The sequence below is a fragment of the Pantoea sp. S62 genome, assembly GCF_016658625.1.
GTDB lineage: Bacteria > Pseudomonadota > Gammaproteobacteria > Enterobacterales > Enterobacteriaceae > Pantoea > Pantoea vagans.
This window is the reverse complement of record NZ_JACVVI010000012.1, coordinates 34,790-53,530: the sequence shown is the minus strand read 5'-3', so window position 1 is coordinate 53,530 and position 18,741 is coordinate 34,790. Positions and strand designations below refer to the sequence as shown.

Below are 18,741 nucleotides of genomic sequence, written 5' to 3'. Positions count from 1 at the left end.
GATAGCCCGAAAGCCGGGTCAGCCTCTGCAATTTTCAGTCATTAACGGCAGTTGATCGTTAATCTGCCGTGCATCATCAAACAGGGACATCATGACAGAACAAGATAACGCCCAAACTTATCGCGCTGATGAGCACATCGATCCTTATGTCTCGGTGCAGGGTGCAAGAACACATAATCTCAAAGATGTATCGCTGCGGTTTCCCCGTAATGCCATGGTGGTGTTCACCGGGGTTTCAGGGTCCGGGAAATCCTCACTCGCCTTTGATACGCTTTATGCAGAAGCCCAGCGCCGGTTTATTGAGTCGGTTTCACCCCATGCCCGTCGCCTGATCGATCAGGCCGCTGCGCCGGATGTGGATAACATTGACGGACTGCCGCCTGCGGTGGCGCTTCAGCAGAGCCGGGCTGGCGCGCAGGAGCGTTCAACGGTAGGCAGCCTGACCCGAATTTCCGTCACGCTGCGCCTGCTGTTTTCCCGTGCGGGCACAAGGCCTGACGGTGTGCCGTTTATGACCGCCGATTATTTCTCGCCTAACAATCCTGAAGGTGCCTGTCCGCATTGCCAGGGGCTGGGACGGGTCCATACCGTCAGAACCGAGGCGATGGTGCCGGACAGGTCACTGAGCATCCGGCAGGGCGCCATAGCTTCATGGCCGCGGGGCTGGCATAACAAAAATCTGCGCAGCATCCTTGAGACGCTCGGCTACGATGTCGATGCCCCCTGGGATACGCTTTCAGCCCGCGACCAGCAGTGGATACTGCTGACTGACGAGCAGCCATCAGTGCCGATTTTTATGGGTCTGAACGCTGAACAGCGTGAAAAAGCCCTGGCGGCTGGCGAAGAGCCCGCTTATACCGGCACCTACACCAGCGCAGCAAAAATCGTATTGCAGAGCTATTCCGGTGGCAGCGAGACGACGAAAAAACGGCTGGCGCGCTTTGTCACGGTCACGCCCTGTTCAGTGTGTCATGGCAAAAGGTTAAACCGGAACGCACTGTCCGTGACCTTTGCCGGTTATGACATTGCCAGTCTGAGTGAGCTGTCGGTTTCTGAACTTGCTGAACGGCTGAGGCCTTATGCAGACGGTTCATCATCAGATCTGCCTGCCGAGGCGGCGCTGCGGGAAGCCGTCATCCGGATGGCGTCAGATATCTGCATGCGGCTTGAACAGCTTGAGACGCTGGGACTTGGGCATCTGGCACCGGGACGCCGCACCACGCTGCTCTCCTCCGGCGAGTTGCAGCGCGTACGTCTGGCTACCCAGCTGATATCGCGGCTGTTTGGCGTGCTTTACGTGCTGGATGAGCCTTCAGCTGGTCTGCATCCTGAGGATGTCAAAGCGCTGCTCGCATCCCTCAGGAATCTTGTGCGTGCAGGTAACTCGCTGGTGGTCGTCGAACATAACCTCGACCTCATCGCCGAGGCTGACTGGCTCATCGAAGTCGGTCCCGGCCCGGGAACGCATGGCGGTGAGATCGTCTATAACGGTGAACCGGCAGGCCTTAAAGACGTCAGTGCCTCACCGACATCAGGCTATCTCTTCTCCCGCAGCTATACCGGGCTGCGCCAGCGCCAGCCCGCGGAGAGCTGGCTCAGGCTTGAGCAGGTCCATTGCAACAATATTACCGGCGTGGATATCGCCATCCCGCTGGCGAGAATGACGGCGGTTACCGGTGTTTCCGGCTCCGGCAAATCGACGCTGCTGAATCGCGTACTTCTGGAAATGCTCGGACGTTTTGACAAAACATCTGACAGTGAAGAGGGTGAGGAAGAGGACCTGGTGCCGGACGTTAAGGGTCAGGTTGTCAGCGGAAATGACGCCATTGGCCGTCTGGTCAGAATCGATCAGCGTCCTATCGGGCGGACGCCACGCTCCAATCTGGCCACCTATACCGGCTTTTTCGATATCGTCCGCCGGCTGTTTGCAGAGACCCCCAAGGCCAAAGCCCGAGGTTTCAGCGCCAGCCGGTTTTCCTTCAATCTGCCTGCGGGGCGCTGTCCTGCGTGCGAGGGACAGGGCCAGATTTCGATTGAGCTGCTCTTTATGCCCAGCGCCACCGCAACCTGCTCGGTCTGTGCGGGAAGCCGTTACAACCCCGAAACGCTGGAGGTGAAGTGGAACGACCTGACCATAGCGGATGTGCTTGATCTTACCGTAGATGATGCCACCAGGGTGTTTGACGGGTACGACGGGATCCAGCGTTCACTGTCGGCACTGCGATCTCTGGGGCTGGGATACCTGACGCTGGGTCAGCCCGCCACGGAGCTCTCTGGCGGTGAGTGTCAGCGCATCAAGCTCGCCTGGGAGCTGCAACGCGTCCAGCGCACAGCCACGCTCTATCTGCTTGATGAACCGTCAACCGGGTTGCACCCATCCGACATGGACAAACTGCTGATTGTGCTGAATGAACTGGTGACGCGCGGTCACACCGTCGTGCTGGCGGAACACACAATGCGCATTGTGGCAGAGGCGGACTGGGTGATTGATCTGGGGCCCGGTTCGGGGCTGAAGGGCGGAAGGATTGTTTCGTCCGGTACGCCGGAAGCGGTCAGCACATCCGCAGAGAGTCTGACTGCGCCATGGCTTTCCGCACAGCTTAAAAAGAGGGCGGGCGATCCGGCGTAACAGGATTGCGGTAGATGAAGCCGCCGCTGAAACAGGCGCACGATAAGGGCTCAGGGGTAAACTCCTGAGCCCGTCAATAATGATAGTGGCTTAAGGCGATTGACAGAGCATCCCCACTGACGGCACAGATCCGCCGGGCTTCTGCGGACCTGGACAGTTTTACGCAATCACATTCCTGTCAGTCCCGTCACCGCTTCGCAGGCTTTCGATAGCATCCATCAATCTGCGGGCATTCCTGGGCGATCGCAGTAGCCAGTCCGTCTCTTCCAGTGAGTTATATTCTTCAGTCGACATCAGCACGCAGGACTCACCGTTCCGGCGAATGATCATTACTGGCGCTTTATCTTCTGCCGTCTGAATCATCGTGGCAGAAAGATTCCGTCGGGCTTCGCCGAAAATGATGGCTTTCATAAAGACCTCCGCAGTGAATAAAACAAACCATTGTACAATGAAAAGCCGGGCTTTCGCTTTCACCCAGGCACGGGGAAAGGAAGAACGTCTATGCAGTTCCGGTCAGAGCAAACTGGCGCATCACATTCGGATTCACGAACGTCGACGCATTCATTCTCAACCTCGGGGGTTATCATTGATGGTAATGTTTAAACCGCCACACCCAGGCAGCCTGATAGCGGAATATCTGGAAGATAATGACATCAGTCTGCGCAGTCTGGCTAAACAGCTGGGCGTTTCGGCGGCATCGCTGAGCAAAGTGGCAGGCGGAAAAGCTTCCGTCAGCCCGGAAATGGCTGTATGTCTGGAAGCAGGCCTGGGTATTGCGGCGCGGCTCTGGTTATCCATGCAGGCTGCATGCTATCTGCACAAGACACGAGAAACGACAGACGTTTCCGGCGTGCCTCTGCATCCGGGGCTCGTGACGTTCCTGAGGCGCAACGGGACGGCTTAATCCTCGCTCTTAGGTGGCTGTCCTCATCACCATTACGGAGTTTATCGCATCAGCGCAGCGGCGCATTTACCTGCAACGCATCCAACTCGCGCGCATCGTGACTGCAGAAAAAGGTGATTTCGCCGCCGCGCTGGCAGGAGAGCTCGCGCAGTCGCTGCTGGTTGTGCCGTCTGGTCTCGTTATCCATGCCCATCATCCACTGGTAAAAGCGCAGTCCCGGCGTGCAGTGGCGCGTCGGCTGTCGCATTTCGCTGCGGTAAAACCAGGCGTCGCCGCCGTGCAGCAGCCAGCCATCGGGTTGCTGAATCGCAATGCCCGCGTGACCCGGCGTATGGCCCGCCAGCGGCACCAGCAAAATCTCCGGTGGTAAATCCCGCAGGCGATTTACCGCCTCAAAACCAAACCATGTTTCCCCCTGCGGCTGATAGGTTTCCCAGTTGCCGATCCCGCCCCATTGTCCGGGACGATAGCGCTCGCGCGACAGCCAGCTATGACGCTGGTGGGCGGTATCGACCTCCTGCTGCAACAGATGGATGCGCGCCTGCGGAAAATCGGTCAGTCCGCCAGCATGATCAAAATCAAGATGGGTCAGAATAATATGCCGCACATCGTCAGCCCGAAAGCCCAGTGCCTTCACCTGTGACAAGGCGGTGAGATCGTCACGCCACTGAATATTGTTTAAGGCGCGGAAAAAGCCCGAGAGGCGACTGCCGGGCGTATGGATATCCTGCCGCCCAAAGCCAGTATCGACCAGCACCAGCCCGTCGCGATCTGTCTCAATCAGCAGGCAGTGACAGACCAGGTGCGCTTTCAGGCCTTTACTGAATCCATCATAGAACGCGCCGCCCAGCGGGCACATACAGCCACAGTTAAGGTGGTGAATTTTCATCGGGCCTCCATAGGGTCATCGGCAAAATCTCTGAGAGACTACGGCCTGTCTGGCGCGCAGCACATCAGCCTGGCTATAGAGTGTAGAGCGGGTTGCAACAACAGGCGGAGCGGTGAAGCGGATAACCGGGCAAAAAAAGCCGGTTATCCGCCAGAAAGCAGAGAATTAACTGTGGAACAGCGGGAAAGCACCGGTCAGCAGACCGCCTGCCATCAATACCAGACTGACCAGAATGCCCCACTTGATGGCAAAACGCTGGTGGTCGCCGATATCGACTTTTGCCAGGCCCACCAGCAGGTAGACCGACGGCACCAGCGGGCTCAGCAGGTGGAACGGCTGACCGACAATGGAAGCACGGGCAATCTCTTCGGCGGTAATGCCGTAGCTGGCCGCCGTCTGCGCGATAACCGGCAGGATGCCGAAGTAAAACGCATCATTCGACATAAAGAAGGTGAACGGCAGGCTGACCAGCGCGGTAAACACCGCCAGGTAAGGTCCGAAGCTGGTTGGGATTACGGCCAGCAGACTCTTCGCCATGGCATCCACCATGCCGGTGCCGGAGAGAATACCGGTGAAGATACCGGCGGCAAAAATCAGCGCGGTCACCGCCAGCACGTTACCGGCATGCGAGCTGATACGCGCTTTCTGCTCTTCCAGCGTGGGATAGTTGAGCATCACCGCAATGGCAAACGCCAGCATAAACAGGATCTGAATCGGCATTAAACCAATTACCAGCAGCACCAGCAGCACGGTGGTCAGGATAAAGTTAGGCCAGAACATCTTCGGACGGCGGTTGGCAGCGCACTCTTCGGCATCGCCCAGACCCAGCTCGATGTTGTCGAGATGGTGATCTTTCATGGTCATCACGCCTAACCGTTTACGCTCACGCAGGCCAAACAGCACCGCCATCGCGACCAGGCTGACGCAGGCGAGCAGCATCGCGGGCAGCATCGGAATAAAGATGTCGAGCGCATCAATGCGCAGTGCCGCAGCGGCACGTGCCGTCGGGCCACCCCAGGGTGAAAGGTTCATGATGCCGCTGGCGAGGTTGACCAGACAGGTCATCATCAGCACGTTCATGCCCAGCCGATGGTAGAGCGGCAGGAACGCTGCGATAGCGATCATGTAAGTGGTGGAGCTGTCACCATCCAGCGAAACCAGCAGTGTCAGCACCGCGGTGCCGACCAGTACTTTCAGGGGATCGCCACGCACCAGCCGGAGAATAAAGCGTACCAGCGGATCAAACAGGCCGGCATCGATCATCAGACCAAAATAGAGAATGGAGAAGGTCAGCATCACACCGGTCGGAGCCAGCTTTTTGACGCCATCCAGCATCATGGCACCCAGTCCGGCATAAAATCCGCCAATCAGCGCAAATATGGTTGGTATCAGGATCAGCGCAATTAAGGCTGACATGCGTTTGGTCATGATCAGATACATGAAGCAAACAACCATGGAAAAACCCAGTATCGTCAGCAAAATAGCAGCCCTCACATTGGCGTAAAAGTAATGAAAAAGTTACATGAAGCCAGGAAAATTCAGGTAATTAGTTAGCGTGGTAACAATTAACCTGTTGTTTTATTTAACCCTGCACTGCAGGATGATAGTAAATAGTTGTCAGGATTTAGCATTTCTTTAACAAGGAAGGGTGATCGCGATCATCTTTAAACGAATCTTAAACGAGTTTGTGTGACTGGGATCAAAGGGTGACGAGGTGTAATCGCGAATGTCGGGCCAGCAGGGTGCGGAATCAGGCGGTTCAGATGGTGAAGAAACAGGATAAACGGCTGAGTCAGGATGCTCAGCCGGATAAGGTATTAGCTGCCTAATAGCTGGATGATCATTTCAGGTGTTTTGTTCGCCATTTTGCTGACGGCAGTCTGGCCCTGCTGAATAATCTGGCTGCGCGCCAGCTGACTCGCTTCTTCAGCATAGTCTGCATCCTGAATGCGGCTGCGAGCCGTAGAGGTATCCACACCCTGTTGTGACAGCACATTACGGTTTGACTCGTAACGATTTATCTTAGCGCCATAGAGCGACTGATAGCCGCTGATCTTCTCCAGCGCCTTATCCAGCGCCTTCATGGTGGTGGAGATGTCACCACTGGTCAGCAGGGTGGTGTTGTTCAGTCCCAGCGTTTTAGTATCTGACGGCGTAGCGGGGATGCTATCCGACTGTATCGGCTGACCATAGTCGGCGCTGGTGATCACTTCGAGAGGACGACTCTCATGTGGCGGCGTTGCAGGCACGCCCTTGGGCTCCGGCAGGATTCCCCAGGTCAGACTACCGGTGAAGGAGCCGTTGCCCACCACCACCACAATCAAATCTTCGCTGACGGTGTCCAGCGAGATGCGCTCCAGCCGGGTGCCGGTATTGGTGCCGTTATTGAAATCGCCGCTGGCGACATCTTCATAGCGGTCGCCGTCACCGCTGTAGGTGATGGTCATCCCGTTGTAGCTGCTGCTGTTACTGCCCGCCAGCGCCCAGCTCGGGCCGCCTTCCAGCAGCTGAGAGCTGTCATAAGTTGCGCCAGTAGCAAAACCGTTTTTACTGGTCAGCAGGCGCGAATCTGCGGTCGCTGCATCCGTAATGCCTTTGCTGGTCCAGGTGTAATCAGGTGCACTGCCGTCCAGCGGTGTTCCCGCCAGATGTTTACCGTCGCGGGTAAACAACTGGAGATCGTCATCCTGACCCAGTGAGTCAATGGTAATGCTTATCGATGTTGAGCCTGCCGGGATATAGGCCAGCGGTATCACACCCGAGGTAAACGAGTAACTCTTGCCCGGCACCGGGAACTTAACGTTGATAGGGTCAACGTTACCCAGTTTCGCAGGCGGCAGATCGGGATTATCCGTTGCCAGCGGGTAACGCCCGAAAATCTCGGTGTGATCCGCGACTTCGTTGATGCCGGCCAGAATCTGCTGATATGCACCGTTGACGCTCTGCCGATCCGCGTCTGACAGCGTGCCGTTAGCGGCCTGCACCGACAGCGTACGCGCCTGGATCAGCAGATCGACGATGGTGCCCAGACCGCCACTGGCAGTCTGGGAATAGCTGATGGCATCATTAAGGCCGCGTGCCACTACCGCGTCGGCGTTGACATTGGCCGTCATACGGTTGGCAATCGCCTGACCTGCCGCATCGTCTTTGGCACTGTTAATCCGCATCCCTGATGATAGCCGTTCAACCGTTCGTCCCAGAACGGAGTCAGTACCGTACCGCAATTTGTTCGTAATGGCGGCGGTTTCGTTATGGTTGATCGTTAACATGGTCGCTTCGAACAGGGAGAGGAGTCTCTGTTTTATCGGCAGGGTGATAAGCAGCTTTAATCTCTGCGGCGACAAAAACTGAGCAAAAACGGGGTCAGGAGGGCAACCGGCTGATGGGTAACCGCTTTTCAGATAAAATAAATTAACGGTTCAATCCGGTCTTGAGAAAAGCCTGCTGCGCAGAGACGCAGCAGGCGAGAGCAGATCAGTTAAATACCATGCCGCCGTCAATCAACAGAGACTGACCGGTCATATAATCGGAGTCGGGGCTGGCGAGGTAAGCGACGCAGGCGGCTACATCTTCCGGCTCGGAAAGCCGTCCGAGCGTAATGCGTTTTGCAAACTCTTCGGTGCCGTAACCGGCGGGTTTTCCGGCGGCTTCAGAGATCTGCCGGTCGATCTCTTCCCACATCGGGGTTCTGACAATGCCCGGGCAGAAAGCGTTGACCGTGATACCGGCGGGTGCCAGATCGCGCGCGGCGGTCTGCGTCAGACCGCGCACGGCAAACTTACTCGAGCTGTAAACCGCCAGCTCCGGATTGCCGACGTGACCCGCCTGTGAACAGGCGTTGATGATTTTGCCGCCGTGGCCTTCTGCAGCGAACGCTTTAATTGCGGCCTGCATGCCCCAGATGACCCCTTTGACATTGACGTTATAGACCTTGTCGACCACCGCTTCGGTGATCTCAGCAATCGGCGTGGAGGGTGCAATACCGGCGTTATTGACGATGACGTCAAAACCGCCCAGCGTACGACGCGCCTCTTCTACGACATCCATCACCTGATCGCGCTGTGAGACATCGACTTTCAGGGCAATCGCTTTGCCTCCCTGCTGGTTAATCTTCTCCGCAACCTGGCGGGCGGTCTCCTGATTGAAATCGGCGACGGCCACCGCCAGTCCATCTTTTGCCAGACGCAGGGCGATCGCTTCACCAATGCCCTGGCCTGCGCCGGTTACCAATGCCACTCTGTTTTTCATCATGATCTCCTTATTACGAAATTAAAGAAGCTGGCTCAGATGCAGCTGACCCATCAGCAGCGGGTTGTCGGCGTAATCGACCGGCACAGCCACCACGGCAGGACCCTGAACATCCATCGCTTTACGCAGCGTCGGCTCCAGCTCTGCCGCGCTGGTCACCGCAAAGCCCGCAGCGCCAAACGCTTCGGCGTAGGCTTTGAAATCGACCGGGCCAAAATTGACACCTGAGACGCGGTGATACTTTTTCTCTTCCTGCATTGCCACCATGTTGTAGGCGTTATCGACCCAGACGATGTGCAGGATATTGGCTTTTAACCGGACGGCTGTTTCCAGCTCCATGCTGGACTGCAGGAAGCCACCATCCCCTGAAACCGATACCACTTTGCGCTGCGGATCGACCAGCCAGGCACCAATCGCCCACGGCAGCGCCACGCCCATGGTCTGCTGACCGTTGGAGATCATGATCTGGCGGGCACGGAAGCTGTAAAGATAACGGGCGATCCAGATGTGGAAGCTGCCCATATCAACGGTGAGGCTGACGTCGCTGTTAATGATGTCCTGCATAGCGCGCACGATGCGCAGCGGATGCAGGGCAAACTGATTGAGACTGGCACCCTGCATCGCCAGCAGTTTGCGCTGCTGCTGACGATCGTCAAGAATGCTGGCGGCTTCCGCTGTCAGCTGCAGCGGCGCGGTAATGCGTGCTGCCAGTTTACGCACGGTTGCGGCGATATCGCCCACCAGCTCGGCGTCCGGCAGGTAGCGGTTGTCGGTCTCTGCCGGAATCACGTCGATGTGAATCAGGGTGGCGTTACCGCTGTTCCACATCGCCGGTTCATATTCTACCGGGCTATAACCGATGGTGATGATCAGGTCAGCCTGTTGCAGCAGCCGGTCACCCGCCTGGTTGTTAAACAGCCCGACGCGACCGGCGAAGCGTGAGAAGTGATCCTGTCTGATCGCGCCTGCAGCCTGATAGGTGCTGGTGACCGGAATATGACTGCGGCTCAGCAGATCGTGAATCGCTTCGCTGTTTTCCGGCTGGCTCGCCATTAATCCCAGCAGGATGACCGGATTTTTCGCCCCGGCAATCGCCTGGCTGACCGTGTCGATCATCGCGTCTGGCGCGGCACCCAGCACCGGACGGCCCTTGCTGCTCAGTGCTTTGCCGGTCACCGGCTGGTCGACAATATCCTGCGGCAGGCTGATAAAGGCGCCGCCGCCGCGGCCATGCTCGGCGTGACGAAAAGCATTCGACAGGCATTCAGAGAGCGCAGAGGGATCGGTCACTTCAACCGCATATTTGGTGACCGGGCGAAACATGGACACCGTATCCATGCTCTGGTGAACCTGCTTGGCGCTGTCCGAGCGTTTCACCTGACCGCCGATGGCGACCACCGGATCGCCTTCGCTGGTAGCGGTGGCCATGCCGGTGATCAGGTTAGAGCAGCCCGGCCCGGACGTAACCAGTGCCACACCGGCATTGCCGGTCAGCCGGCCCACTGCGGCGGCCATAAAGGCGGCATTGGCTTCATGACGAACCGGGATAGTCTGGATGGAGGAATCCAGCAGGGAGTCAAAAACCTTGTCGATCTTTGCGCCAGGGATGCCAAAAACATGCTGCACGCCCTGTGCCTCAAGCTGTGCGACCACCAGGTCAGCGCCGCAGGTCCAGAGTGTGGTATCGGTTGGAGTTTTCATCGTCATTCCTCTGATTAGCTTTCTACCGCACGGATCGCGGCGTCAAGATTGGCGGGGTTCAGGTCGGCATTGAGAAAGTCACTGTCCTGCGGTAAATCCACGACCAGCTTGCTGATGGCACCAAAGGTCAGGGTGCCCTGTTCCAGCGCATAATCGAGAATGTGGCCGCCGCCTTCGCGGTCGTCGGTAATAAAGTGTTCGTGATAGCCCGCTACGTTAATGCCCTGCATATACTGTGGCGTGCGGAAGCCAATCAGCTCGCCCGCGCGCTGGCTGAAGGCAAAGGTCGGCTGATCGCCCAGAACTTCCGGCATGGAGCGGTAGGGACGGCACTGACACGGCACGGTGCGGGTGTCGACGCGGCTGAAACGACCGCTGATGCGCAGCGCGCAGAACTGGTTATCGGAGGTGATTTCGCTGTCGATCACCCGATGGATATCCTCGCGCGACATGGGCCGGTCAAACTCAAACAGGTGCTGCGGCCTGAAAAAGGTCATCACCGCAAACGGGGTTTTCTGTGCCGGATCGGCCGGATGCGCGCTGCCATCTGAGTGCAGCTGATAGACCTTGCTGTCGAACGCAATCATCTCGCCATCCAGCCGGTTAAACGTGCCCAGGCCGAAATCCCCTTTGCGCAGCAGGTCGGCGATGCGGACGTTGCCGTCGTAGACGCCGCTCAGCAGCGCACTCATTAAAGAGGTCTGATAGATAACGCTTTCTGGTGCATCCTGGGAAAGCGTTAAGACAGTATGTTTTAGTTGATCCTCACAGGAACAATCAGTTACACAATTGCTCATTTCATGCCTCATCGATTAACCGTTAAGCCGTGTTAACCTAATGGTGAACCGATTCAGTCGGTGGGTCCAATAGCGAAACCTGTTAACTTTGAGACGTTTTTGATATGGAACTGCGCCACCTGCGTTATTTTGTTGCCGTAGCCGAGACGCTTCACTTCACCCGGGCCGCTGAAATGCTGGGGATTTCTCAGCCGCCGCTGAGCCAGCAGATACTGCGGCTGGAGCAGGAAATTGGCACACCGCTGCTGAAGCGACTGACGCGCGGCGTGGAACTTACTGAAGCGGGGGAAGCGTTTCTGGCCGATGCCCGGCAAATTGTCCAACTGGCCGATCAGGCACTGGAGAACGCGCGTGGGATTGCCCGCGGGATCAGTGGCCAGCTGTCGCTTGGGTTTGCCAGCTCGGTGGCGTTTAATCCGCGCATCTTCACCCTGATCCGTCAGTTTACGGAACGCTATCCGGCGATGGAGCTGCTGACGCGTGAAGAGAATATGTCGTTGCTGATGCAGGATCTGCAGGAGGGATTGCTGGATGCTGCCTTTATCCGGCTGCCGTGCGAAAGCAGCAAGGCGTTTAATCTGCGCGTGATCTCCACCGAAAAGATGCTGATTGCGCTGCCGCGCTGCCATCCCCTCAGCGGCACGCCGACAGTCTCGTTGTCCGCGCTGGCGGATGAAACCCTGATAATCTTCCCGCGCGACGTTTCGCCCAGTCTCTATGAGCTGATTGTTACGGCCTGTCTGCGGGCGGGCTTTTCACGCCACACCTTCCAGCAGGCGCCACAGATCACCACCTCATTGGGCATGGTGGCTGCAGGCTGCGGGATTGCGCTGGTGCCGGAGTCGCTGCGCTGCGTCGATAATCCCGAAGTCAGCTTCTGCGATATCGAGAACAACACGCTGTTTACCGACGTGGCGTTTGCCTGGCGTCGGCATCATCCATCAAAAGCGGTGCTGCATCTGCTGGCGCTGCTGGCCGACCCGCCTGCGACACCAGGCGAAGCGGGTTGATAAGCGCCAGCTATTGAACTGAAAACAACAACCAACTGGCGGCGGCGGGGCCGGGATGCCAATAATCACTGCATGACTACATACCGCGTAAGAGTCGGGTATCACAACCCGTCAGCCCTGACATTCAGGCAACTGGATGAAATTCTGGAGCCGCAGCGATTCTGGAGAACAGATTCGGCGGGCGGCCAGTTCCGCTATTTCATGGAGTATGAGTACCAGTCTGACGTGCGCGACCTCTGTTCGGTCTGCTCGCTGGCCTACAGTCAGGCCTGCAAAGTCAGAAAGTGCCCGCTGATTCTGGTCGAGGTGATGAACTGAACGCGTCCGGCGATCCCGCTGTTCTCAGCACGGGATCGCCGGGCGTTTTAATACGAACTGCTTTAACCTAAACGTCGCTGCATCAGCAGACTTAACGCGGCGGGCAGCACCGTGAGCGTCACCAGCGTGCCGCTGACCAGACCACCAATAATCGCCAGTGCCATCGGCCCCCAGAACACCTGATGGGCGATAGGGATCATGCCAAGTATCGCGGCACAGGCGGTCAGCAGGATGGGACGCGCCCGGTGATGGGCGGCCTGCCGTATAGCGTCACCGGCAGGCAGTCCGGCGCGGCTGTACGCATCCACTTCACTGATCATAATCACCGCGTTGCGGATGATGATCCCCGCCAGCGCAATAATCCCCAGCAGCGCCACAAACCCCAGCGGTGTGCCTGCCGGCAGCATCGCGGAGACGACGCCGGGCAGGCCAAACGGGGCCATGCTCAGCGCCAGCAGCATACCGAAGAAGCGTTGCAGCTGAATCATCAGCAGGACCAGCATGGCGCAGATCGTCACCGGCAGCAGAGCAAACACCGAACCATTGCCTTTGTCCGATTCCGCCACTACGCCACCTTCTTCAATACCGTACCCGGCAGGCAGTGAGGCGCGCAGGGCGGCGACATCAGGTGCGAGCTGTTGCGAGACCTGCTCAGCCCGCTGACCCGGCGCAATATCGGTCTGCACGGTAATGTATGAGAGTCGCTGACGGCGCCAGATCACCGGATCATCCACGCCCCAGTTCAGGGTCGCTACCTGGCGCAGCGGAATTTTCTGTCCGCTGGCATTGGTGATCATCAATCCTTCCAGCGTCTCCGTGTTCTGCCGCTCGGCGTCATTACTGCGTAGCACCACGTCAATCAGCCGGTTGCGATCGCGCAGAGTCGTCACCACGCTGCCGGACATCAGGGTGTTCAGCGCAGAGGCGATGGTGTCGGACGACAGTCCGGCGGCACGGGCGGCGGTCTGGTTTACGGCCAGCGTCATGACCCGTTCCGGCTCCCCGGCGGTGAGATTCACCTCGCGGGTCAGTGGAGAGCGGGCGATCAGCGCTGCCAGCTCACCGGCAGCCTGCCGCACCCGGCCATTGTCCGGGCCGGTGATACGATATTTCAGCGGCCAGCCCACCGGCGGACCCAGCTCCAGCGGCGAAACCCGCGTCGTGATATCACTGAAATCCGCGGCCAGTTTCTTCTCCAGCCTGCTGCGCAGCCGATCGCGTACCGCCAGATTCTTCGCCACCACCACCAGCTGTGCGATGTTTTCATTATCCAGCAATACATCCATCGGCAGATAGAAGCGTATTGCGCCAGAGCCGACGTAACTGGTGAAGTTCGCCACATCCCGATCGTTGCGCAGCATCTGTTCCAGCTGTGCGGTACGGCGCGTGGTTTCCGCCTGGGATGCGCTGGCGGGCAGCGTCAGGCTGACCAGCAGTTCAGGGCGGTCTGACGCCGGGAAAAATTCACCCTGCATAAAGGTGGTGGCGTACAGGCTGGCCAGCAGCACCGTCAGCGCTGCGCCAATCGTCATCAGCCGGTGGCGCAGAATGACCTCCAGCAGCCCATGATAGCCGCGCGTCAGTAAGCCCGGTGGCTGGTGGGCTTTGATGCGCTTCGCTGACAGCAGCCAGCAGCCGGTGAGCGGCGAGAAGATGACCGCCACCACCCATGAGCAGAGCAGCGCCAGCGTAATCACCACAAACAGTGAGTAGCAATACTCCCCGGCACTGGAGGCGGCGAATCCGACCGGGATGAACCCGGCGATCATCACCAGCGTACCGGTCAGCATCGGAAAGGCGGTGGTTCTGAATGCATACGTCGCGGCCTGCCACTTACTGTCGCCCGCTTCGAGCCGTGCGACCATCGCCTCGACGGTGATCATGGCGTCATCCACCAGCAGCCCGAGCGCAATAATCAGCGCGCCCAGTGAGATGCGCTGCAGTCCGATGTCCGCCAGCAACATGCCGGTAAAGGTCATCGCCAGTACCAGCGGAATAGCCGCCGCCACCACCAGACCGGCACGCAGTCCCAGCGAAACAAAGGAGACGGCTAACACGATGACAACCGCTTCGCCCAGTATCCGCACAAAGCCGCTGACCGCTTGTTTCACCACCGAAGATTGATCGGCGACGCGGGTCATGGTGATGCCGTGCGGTAACTGACCGGCCAGTATCTGCATGCGCTGGTTAAGCTGTTTACCGAAATCGAGCATGTTGCCGCTGGCGGCCATGGAGATTGCCAGCCCGATAGCTGGCACGCCGTTAACCCGAAAGGTGGGTGCCGGCGGTTCAGCAGGTTGCAGGCTGATGGTCGCCAGATCGGTCAGTGGGATGAAACGCTCCCCAATATGCAGGGTAATCGCCTGCAGGCTTTCGACCGAGGTCAGCGTACCGCTCACCCGCAGCGCGATATTTTCGCGGTCGGTGCGCAGGCTGCCAGCGGGCACCACATCGTTCTGCGCTTTGATGGCGTCGCTGACCTGCTGTAAATCGAGCCCCATGCCGTTCAGCTTGCGTGGGGAAAAGGCAATAACCACCTGCTGCTCCTGCACGCCCAGCAGACTGGTTTTACCAATGTCGGGCAGACTGGCCAGGCTGCGGCGCAGGTTATCAACCCGATCGCGCAGCTCTCTGGCGGTAAAGCCATCCGCCGTGAAGCCGTAAATTGTGCCGAAGGTGTCATCAAACTCGTCGTTAACCGCCGGACCCTGCACGCCCTGCGGCAGGGAAGACGTCACATCATGCATTTTTTTCCGCAGCTGATACCAGATACCGGCCACCTCAGAAGGTGGCGTGTCATCGCGCAGGTTGACATAAATGACCGTCTCTCCGGCGCGGGTTTCGCTCTCAACCGCATCCAGCGACGGGATCTCCTGCACCTTCTGTTCCAGCACGTCCGTCAGCAGTTGTACGGTGGAGTTTACGTCAGCTCCGGGCCACCGGGCAGAGATCACGGCGGTCTTGATGGTGAACGCCGGGTCTTCATTACGTGACAGGCGTTCATAACTCAGCACACCCGCCGCCATTACCAGCAGCATGAAAAAGATGACCAGCTGCTGATGCGCCAGCGCCCAGCCGGAAAGGTTAAAGCCAGTAATTTTTTTCATGAGCCCTCCTGCGCCAGTGTCACTTTTTCACCGGGTTGCAGGGTGCCGACACCGGCGGTAACCACGCGCTCGCCTGGCCGGATCCCGGCAGAGACAAAGATTTGCTGTGCGCTGAAGCGGGCCAGCACCACCGGACGAAGCTGTAAGCGTGATGCCGCATCAACCACCAGCAGCGCGGGCTTGTCTGCAAAGCGGGTCAGGGCGCTGGCGGGCAGGGCGATGACTGGCGGTTGCGCATCGGGAAGCGTGACGGTGACGGTGGCACCCAGTGCCATCGCCTCGGGTGGCTGATGAATTGAGATGCGCAGCCGCCAGGTACGGGTCTGTGAATCGGCCTGTGGGTTGATGTCACGTATCGTGCCACTGGCCTGGATGTCCGGGTCGGCGAGCAGCGTCACCTTCAGCGGAGTCTGGTCGTCAGCTCGCAGCAAAGCAGGCGTTGTCAGATCAAACACCGCATCGCGTGCATCACCGGCTGCCAGCGTCATCACAGTCTGTCCGGCGCTGACCACCTGGCCGGGCTGAACCGGGAGGGCGGTAATCCGGCCTGCGGCGGGCGCAGTGAGCCGGGTCCAGCTGAGATTATCCTGGGCATTTTTCAGTGCTGCTTCGCTGCTGAGACGGCGGGACTGCGCGCTCTGCCAGTCTCCCTCGGCACTGTCCAGCTGGCTGCGGGCGATGGCTCCGCCGGGCATCAGCAGCCGCATCCGGTGGAGGTTAAGCGCGGCGACGCGTTCGGCGGCGCGGGCGCTGTCGAGATCGGCTTGCGCGCTGCTCAGCTGATTACGTGACTGATCGTTTTCCAGCGCGGCCAGGGGTTGCCCGGCGGTGACGCGATCGCCCAGCTCAACCGCGCGGCTCACCACCCGGCCATCCAGCCTGAAGGCCAGTGCAACCTCTTCATGGGCGCGAATTTCACCGGTCAGCACGCGTGACGCGTCGCCGCTGAGCGGCGGGGCAATCACCGTTTTGACCGGGCGGAGTGGGGCGGCTGGCGGGGCAGCATTGTTGTCGCGGCAGCCGGTCATGATGAATACGCCGAGCAGCACGAACACGATCGGCGCGAAAATATGTACACTGAAGAGATGACGCCACACCTGGCGGGCAGCATCCGATAAGAAGTCTGTCATAACCGGGTTCCTTTAATGAGTTGTGCTCATTGAACCCGGCCTGTGTCCAGAAACGTTCCATGAACCATCAAGAAATGGTCAAGTCAGAACAATTTATCCTGCCGGTAGCGTTATCCCAATCAGCAGACCGCCGTCGGCAGGCAGCGTGGCGTGCAGCGACCCGCCGTGCGCCTCGATAATCGCTTTGGCGATCGACAGCCCCAGCCCGCTGCCGCCGGAGTGGCGAGCGCGTGAGGAGTCAGCCCGGGTAAAGCGGTCAAACAGCTGCGGCAGGAAGTCTGGCTCTACGCCCTGACCGTAATCACGGAAAGTCAGCGTGGTCGCCTTATCGTTCTGGCTGGCGGTGATCAACAATGCGCCACCATCGGCGGCGTAGCGCAGCGCATTTTCACAGATGATGGTTATGACCTGACCCAGGCGAAAGGTATCGGCGCAGAGCAGCAGATCGCCGGGTGCCATTACGCTGATGACGACACCCGACTCTTCTGCCTGTGGCAGCAGCCAGCCTGAACGCTCGCGCAGTAACTCAGAGAGATTAAATCGCTCGCGGTTGAGGGTAAGCTGCCCTGCATCTGCCAGTGACAGCAGATGCAGTTCATCGGTCAGTCGGCTAAGCTGTGTCAGTTGCTTCATGATCATCGCCAGCTGCTGCGGCTCGGCAGGGAAGACGCCGTCCAGAATGCCCTGCAGGCGGCCCATCGCTGCTGTCAATGGTGAGCGGAGTTCGTGTGCCATCGCCACATGCGAGGTGCGCAACTCACGATCGTAGCGCGCCAGCTGTTGTGTCATCTGGTTAAAATCTTCGGTAAAGCGCACCAGCTCCTGCGGGGCTTCTTTCACCACCGCCGCCGTCCGGCCAAATTCCCCTTTCGACACCGCACGCGCCGCCGTCGCCAGCTGGCTGAACTGCGCCGACAGCGGACGGGCGAAACGCAGCGCCATCATCACCATAAACGGGATGGTGACCACTACCAGGACCAGCACGGTCAGCCAGTCAGAGGATGCCAGCGAGGGATCGGAAAATTTGATCCCCCACCACTGATCGACAATCTGATGAAAGCGCGCCGGATCGCTGGCGGGATGATGGCGCAGCTGCGTGAACTCATCGAGCAGCGCATGCGGCATCCGGTAGTAGACCCAGAACGCCTGCACCGCAAAGCGCAGCCACATACAGGCGGCGATGAGGATCACGCTGCCGATAGCCAGTAACAGCACCCGGATGCAGATCCAGCGCCACAGTGAAGTGTGCGTATCGTTCTTCATGGCTGTCTGAACCGGTAACCGACGCTGCGTACTGCCGGTAAGACGTCAGAGATGCCTGCAGCCTCCAGTTTACGGCGCAGGTTATAGACGTGGGTATCGACTACACGCTCCAGAGCATCGCTTTCCGGCAGGCAGTGCTCCAGCAAAAACAGGCGGGTAAAAGGCCGCGTCGGGGCACGCATCAGCGTGACCAGCAGAGAAAATTCGGTGGGCGTCAGATCCAGGCGGCGCGGTGCATCACTGTCACTATCAACCACGGCGGTAAGTGCCAGTGGATCAACCACCAGACCCGCCCAGCGCAGCGATTCTGCGGCGGGCGCGTGACTCTGGCTGCGGCGCAGCACGGCCTGAACGCGCGCCACGACTTCGCCCGGATGGTAGGGTTTGACCACGTAGTCATCAGCACCATAACGTAGCGCGCCGATGCGGTCCGGCGCGTCACCCATCGCCGTCACCATAATTACCGGGGTATCGTCACGCCGACGCAGCGCGGCCAGCACTTCGGTGCCGTTCATGCCAGGCAGCATGATGTCCAGCAGGATCAGATCGGGCTGCCAGCGTCCTGCGGTTTCCAGCCCGCTGGATCCGTCACCGGCAATCATGACCTCATAATTTTCACGTTTCAGGTAGGCCTCAAGTACACCCGCCGCATCTGCGTCATCTTCAATAATCAGTACACGTTTTGACTGCATTTTCGGATCACCTTGACTGTTTCTTCATAAATCCCTGGTCGTTCATTGACACT

Annotated in this window: 15 protein-coding genes; 4 read left to right on the top strand and 11 right to left on the bottom strand. The window is 58.8% G+C overall.

Translation table 11 applies throughout. The features are described 5' to 3' along the window. The first annotated feature begins 91 nt into the window (after positions 1-91). Positions 92-2,629 (top strand): excinuclease ABC subunit UvrA, encoded by a 2,538-nt coding sequence (locus IBT54_RS16850; protein ID WP_201252508.1) that lies wholly within the window; start codon positions 92-94, stop codon positions 2,627-2,629. A gap of 159 nt (positions 2,630-2,788) precedes the next feature. Here IBT54_RS16850 and yefM read toward each other — a convergent pair whose 3' ends face one another. Beyond that, the gene (gene yefM, locus IBT54_RS16845; protein WP_013356618.1) at positions 2,789-3,040 is read right to left on the bottom strand and encodes a YoeB-YefM toxin-antitoxin system antitoxin YefM; all 252 of its coding nucleotides are present in this window, start codon (positions 3,038-3,040) and stop codon (positions 2,789-2,791) included. Positions 3,041-3,218: 178 nt separating this feature from the next. On the opposite strand from yefM, the gene IBT54_RS16840 reads away from it, so the two are divergent. Beyond that, positions 3,219-3,533, top strand: a complete 315-nt coding sequence (locus IBT54_RS16840) for a HigA family addiction module antitoxin (RefSeq protein WP_201252507.1) — start codon at positions 3,219-3,221, stop codon at positions 3,531-3,533. Between the two features lie 49 nt (positions 3,534-3,582). On the opposite strand, the gene IBT54_RS16835 is transcribed toward IBT54_RS16840, so the two are convergent. The 6 genes from IBT54_RS16835 to budA form a co-directional block, all read right to left on the bottom strand. Beyond that, a complete protein-coding gene (locus IBT54_RS16835) occupies positions 3,583-4,422 on the bottom strand; it encodes an MBL fold metallo-hydrolase (protein ID WP_201252506.1) in 840 nt (279 codons plus the stop codon). 165 nt (positions 4,423-4,587) lie between these two features. Next, on the bottom strand, positions 4,588-5,901 hold the full coding sequence (locus tag IBT54_RS16830; RefSeq protein WP_033785223.1) for a CitMHS family transporter: 1,314 nt from the start codon (positions 5,899-5,901) through the stop codon (positions 4,588-4,590). Between the two features lie 338 nt (positions 5,902-6,239). Continuing rightward, complete coding sequence (locus IBT54_RS16825) at positions 6,240-7,691, bottom strand: flagellin (protein WP_201252505.1); 1,452 nt, start codon at positions 7,689-7,691, stop codon at positions 6,240-6,242. 205 nt (positions 7,692-7,896) lie between these two features. Then, complete coding sequence (locus IBT54_RS16820; RefSeq protein ID WP_013356613.1) at positions 7,897-8,670, bottom strand: (S)-acetoin forming diacetyl reductase; 774 nt, start codon at positions 8,668-8,670, stop codon at positions 7,897-7,899. Positions 8,671-8,691: 21 nt separating this feature from the next. After that, on the bottom strand, positions 8,692-10,371 hold the full coding sequence (gene alsS / locus IBT54_RS16815) for an acetolactate synthase AlsS (protein WP_095708295.1): 1,680 nt from the start codon (positions 10,369-10,371) through the stop codon (positions 8,692-8,694). A gap of 14 nt (positions 10,372-10,385) precedes the next feature. Further along, the gene (gene budA / locus IBT54_RS16810; protein ID WP_013356611.1) at positions 10,386-11,168 is read right to left on the bottom strand and encodes an acetolactate decarboxylase; all 783 of its coding nucleotides are present in this window, start codon (positions 11,166-11,168) and stop codon (positions 10,386-10,388) included. Positions 11,169-11,272: 104 nt separating this feature from the next. On the opposite strand from budA, the gene IBT54_RS16805 reads away from it, so the two are divergent. Together IBT54_RS16805 and IBT54_RS16800 are read left to right on the top strand one after the other, a co-directional pair. Next, positions 11,273-12,178: a LysR family transcriptional regulator gene (locus IBT54_RS16805; RefSeq protein WP_110332310.1), complete on the top strand. Its 906-nt coding sequence runs from the start codon at positions 11,273-11,275 to the stop codon at positions 12,176-12,178. A 72-nt stretch (positions 12,179-12,250) separates the two neighbouring features. Next, the gene (locus IBT54_RS16800) at positions 12,251-12,496 is read left to right on the top strand and encodes a hypothetical protein (protein ID WP_013356609.1); all 246 of its coding nucleotides are present in this window, start codon (positions 12,251-12,253) and stop codon (positions 12,494-12,496) included. 62 nt (positions 12,497-12,558) lie between these two features. On the opposite strand, the gene IBT54_RS16795 is transcribed toward IBT54_RS16800, so the two are convergent. The 4 genes from IBT54_RS16795 to IBT54_RS16780 form a co-directional block, all read right to left on the bottom strand. Beyond that, positions 12,559-15,603, bottom strand: coding sequence for an efflux RND transporter permease subunit (locus IBT54_RS16795; protein ID WP_201252504.1), 3,045 nt, complete (start codon positions 15,601-15,603; stop codon positions 12,559-12,561). After that, on the bottom strand, positions 15,600-16,733 hold the full coding sequence (locus IBT54_RS16790) for an efflux RND transporter periplasmic adaptor subunit (protein ID WP_095708292.1): 1,134 nt from the start codon (positions 16,731-16,733) through the stop codon (positions 15,600-15,602). The genes IBT54_RS16795 and IBT54_RS16790 overlap by 4 nt, the downstream gene beginning before the upstream one ends. Positions 16,734-16,826: 93 nt before the next feature. Further along, on the bottom strand, positions 16,827-17,996 hold the full coding sequence (locus IBT54_RS16785) for a cell wall metabolism sensor histidine kinase WalK (protein WP_013356606.1): 1,170 nt from the start codon (positions 17,994-17,996) through the stop codon (positions 16,827-16,829). Continuing rightward, on the bottom strand, positions 17,993-18,688 hold the full coding sequence (locus tag IBT54_RS16780; protein WP_095708290.1) for a response regulator: 696 nt from the start codon (positions 18,686-18,688) through the stop codon (positions 17,993-17,995). The genes IBT54_RS16785 and IBT54_RS16780 overlap by 4 nt, the downstream gene beginning before the upstream one ends. Between the last annotated feature and the right edge of the window lie 53 nt (positions 18,689-18,741).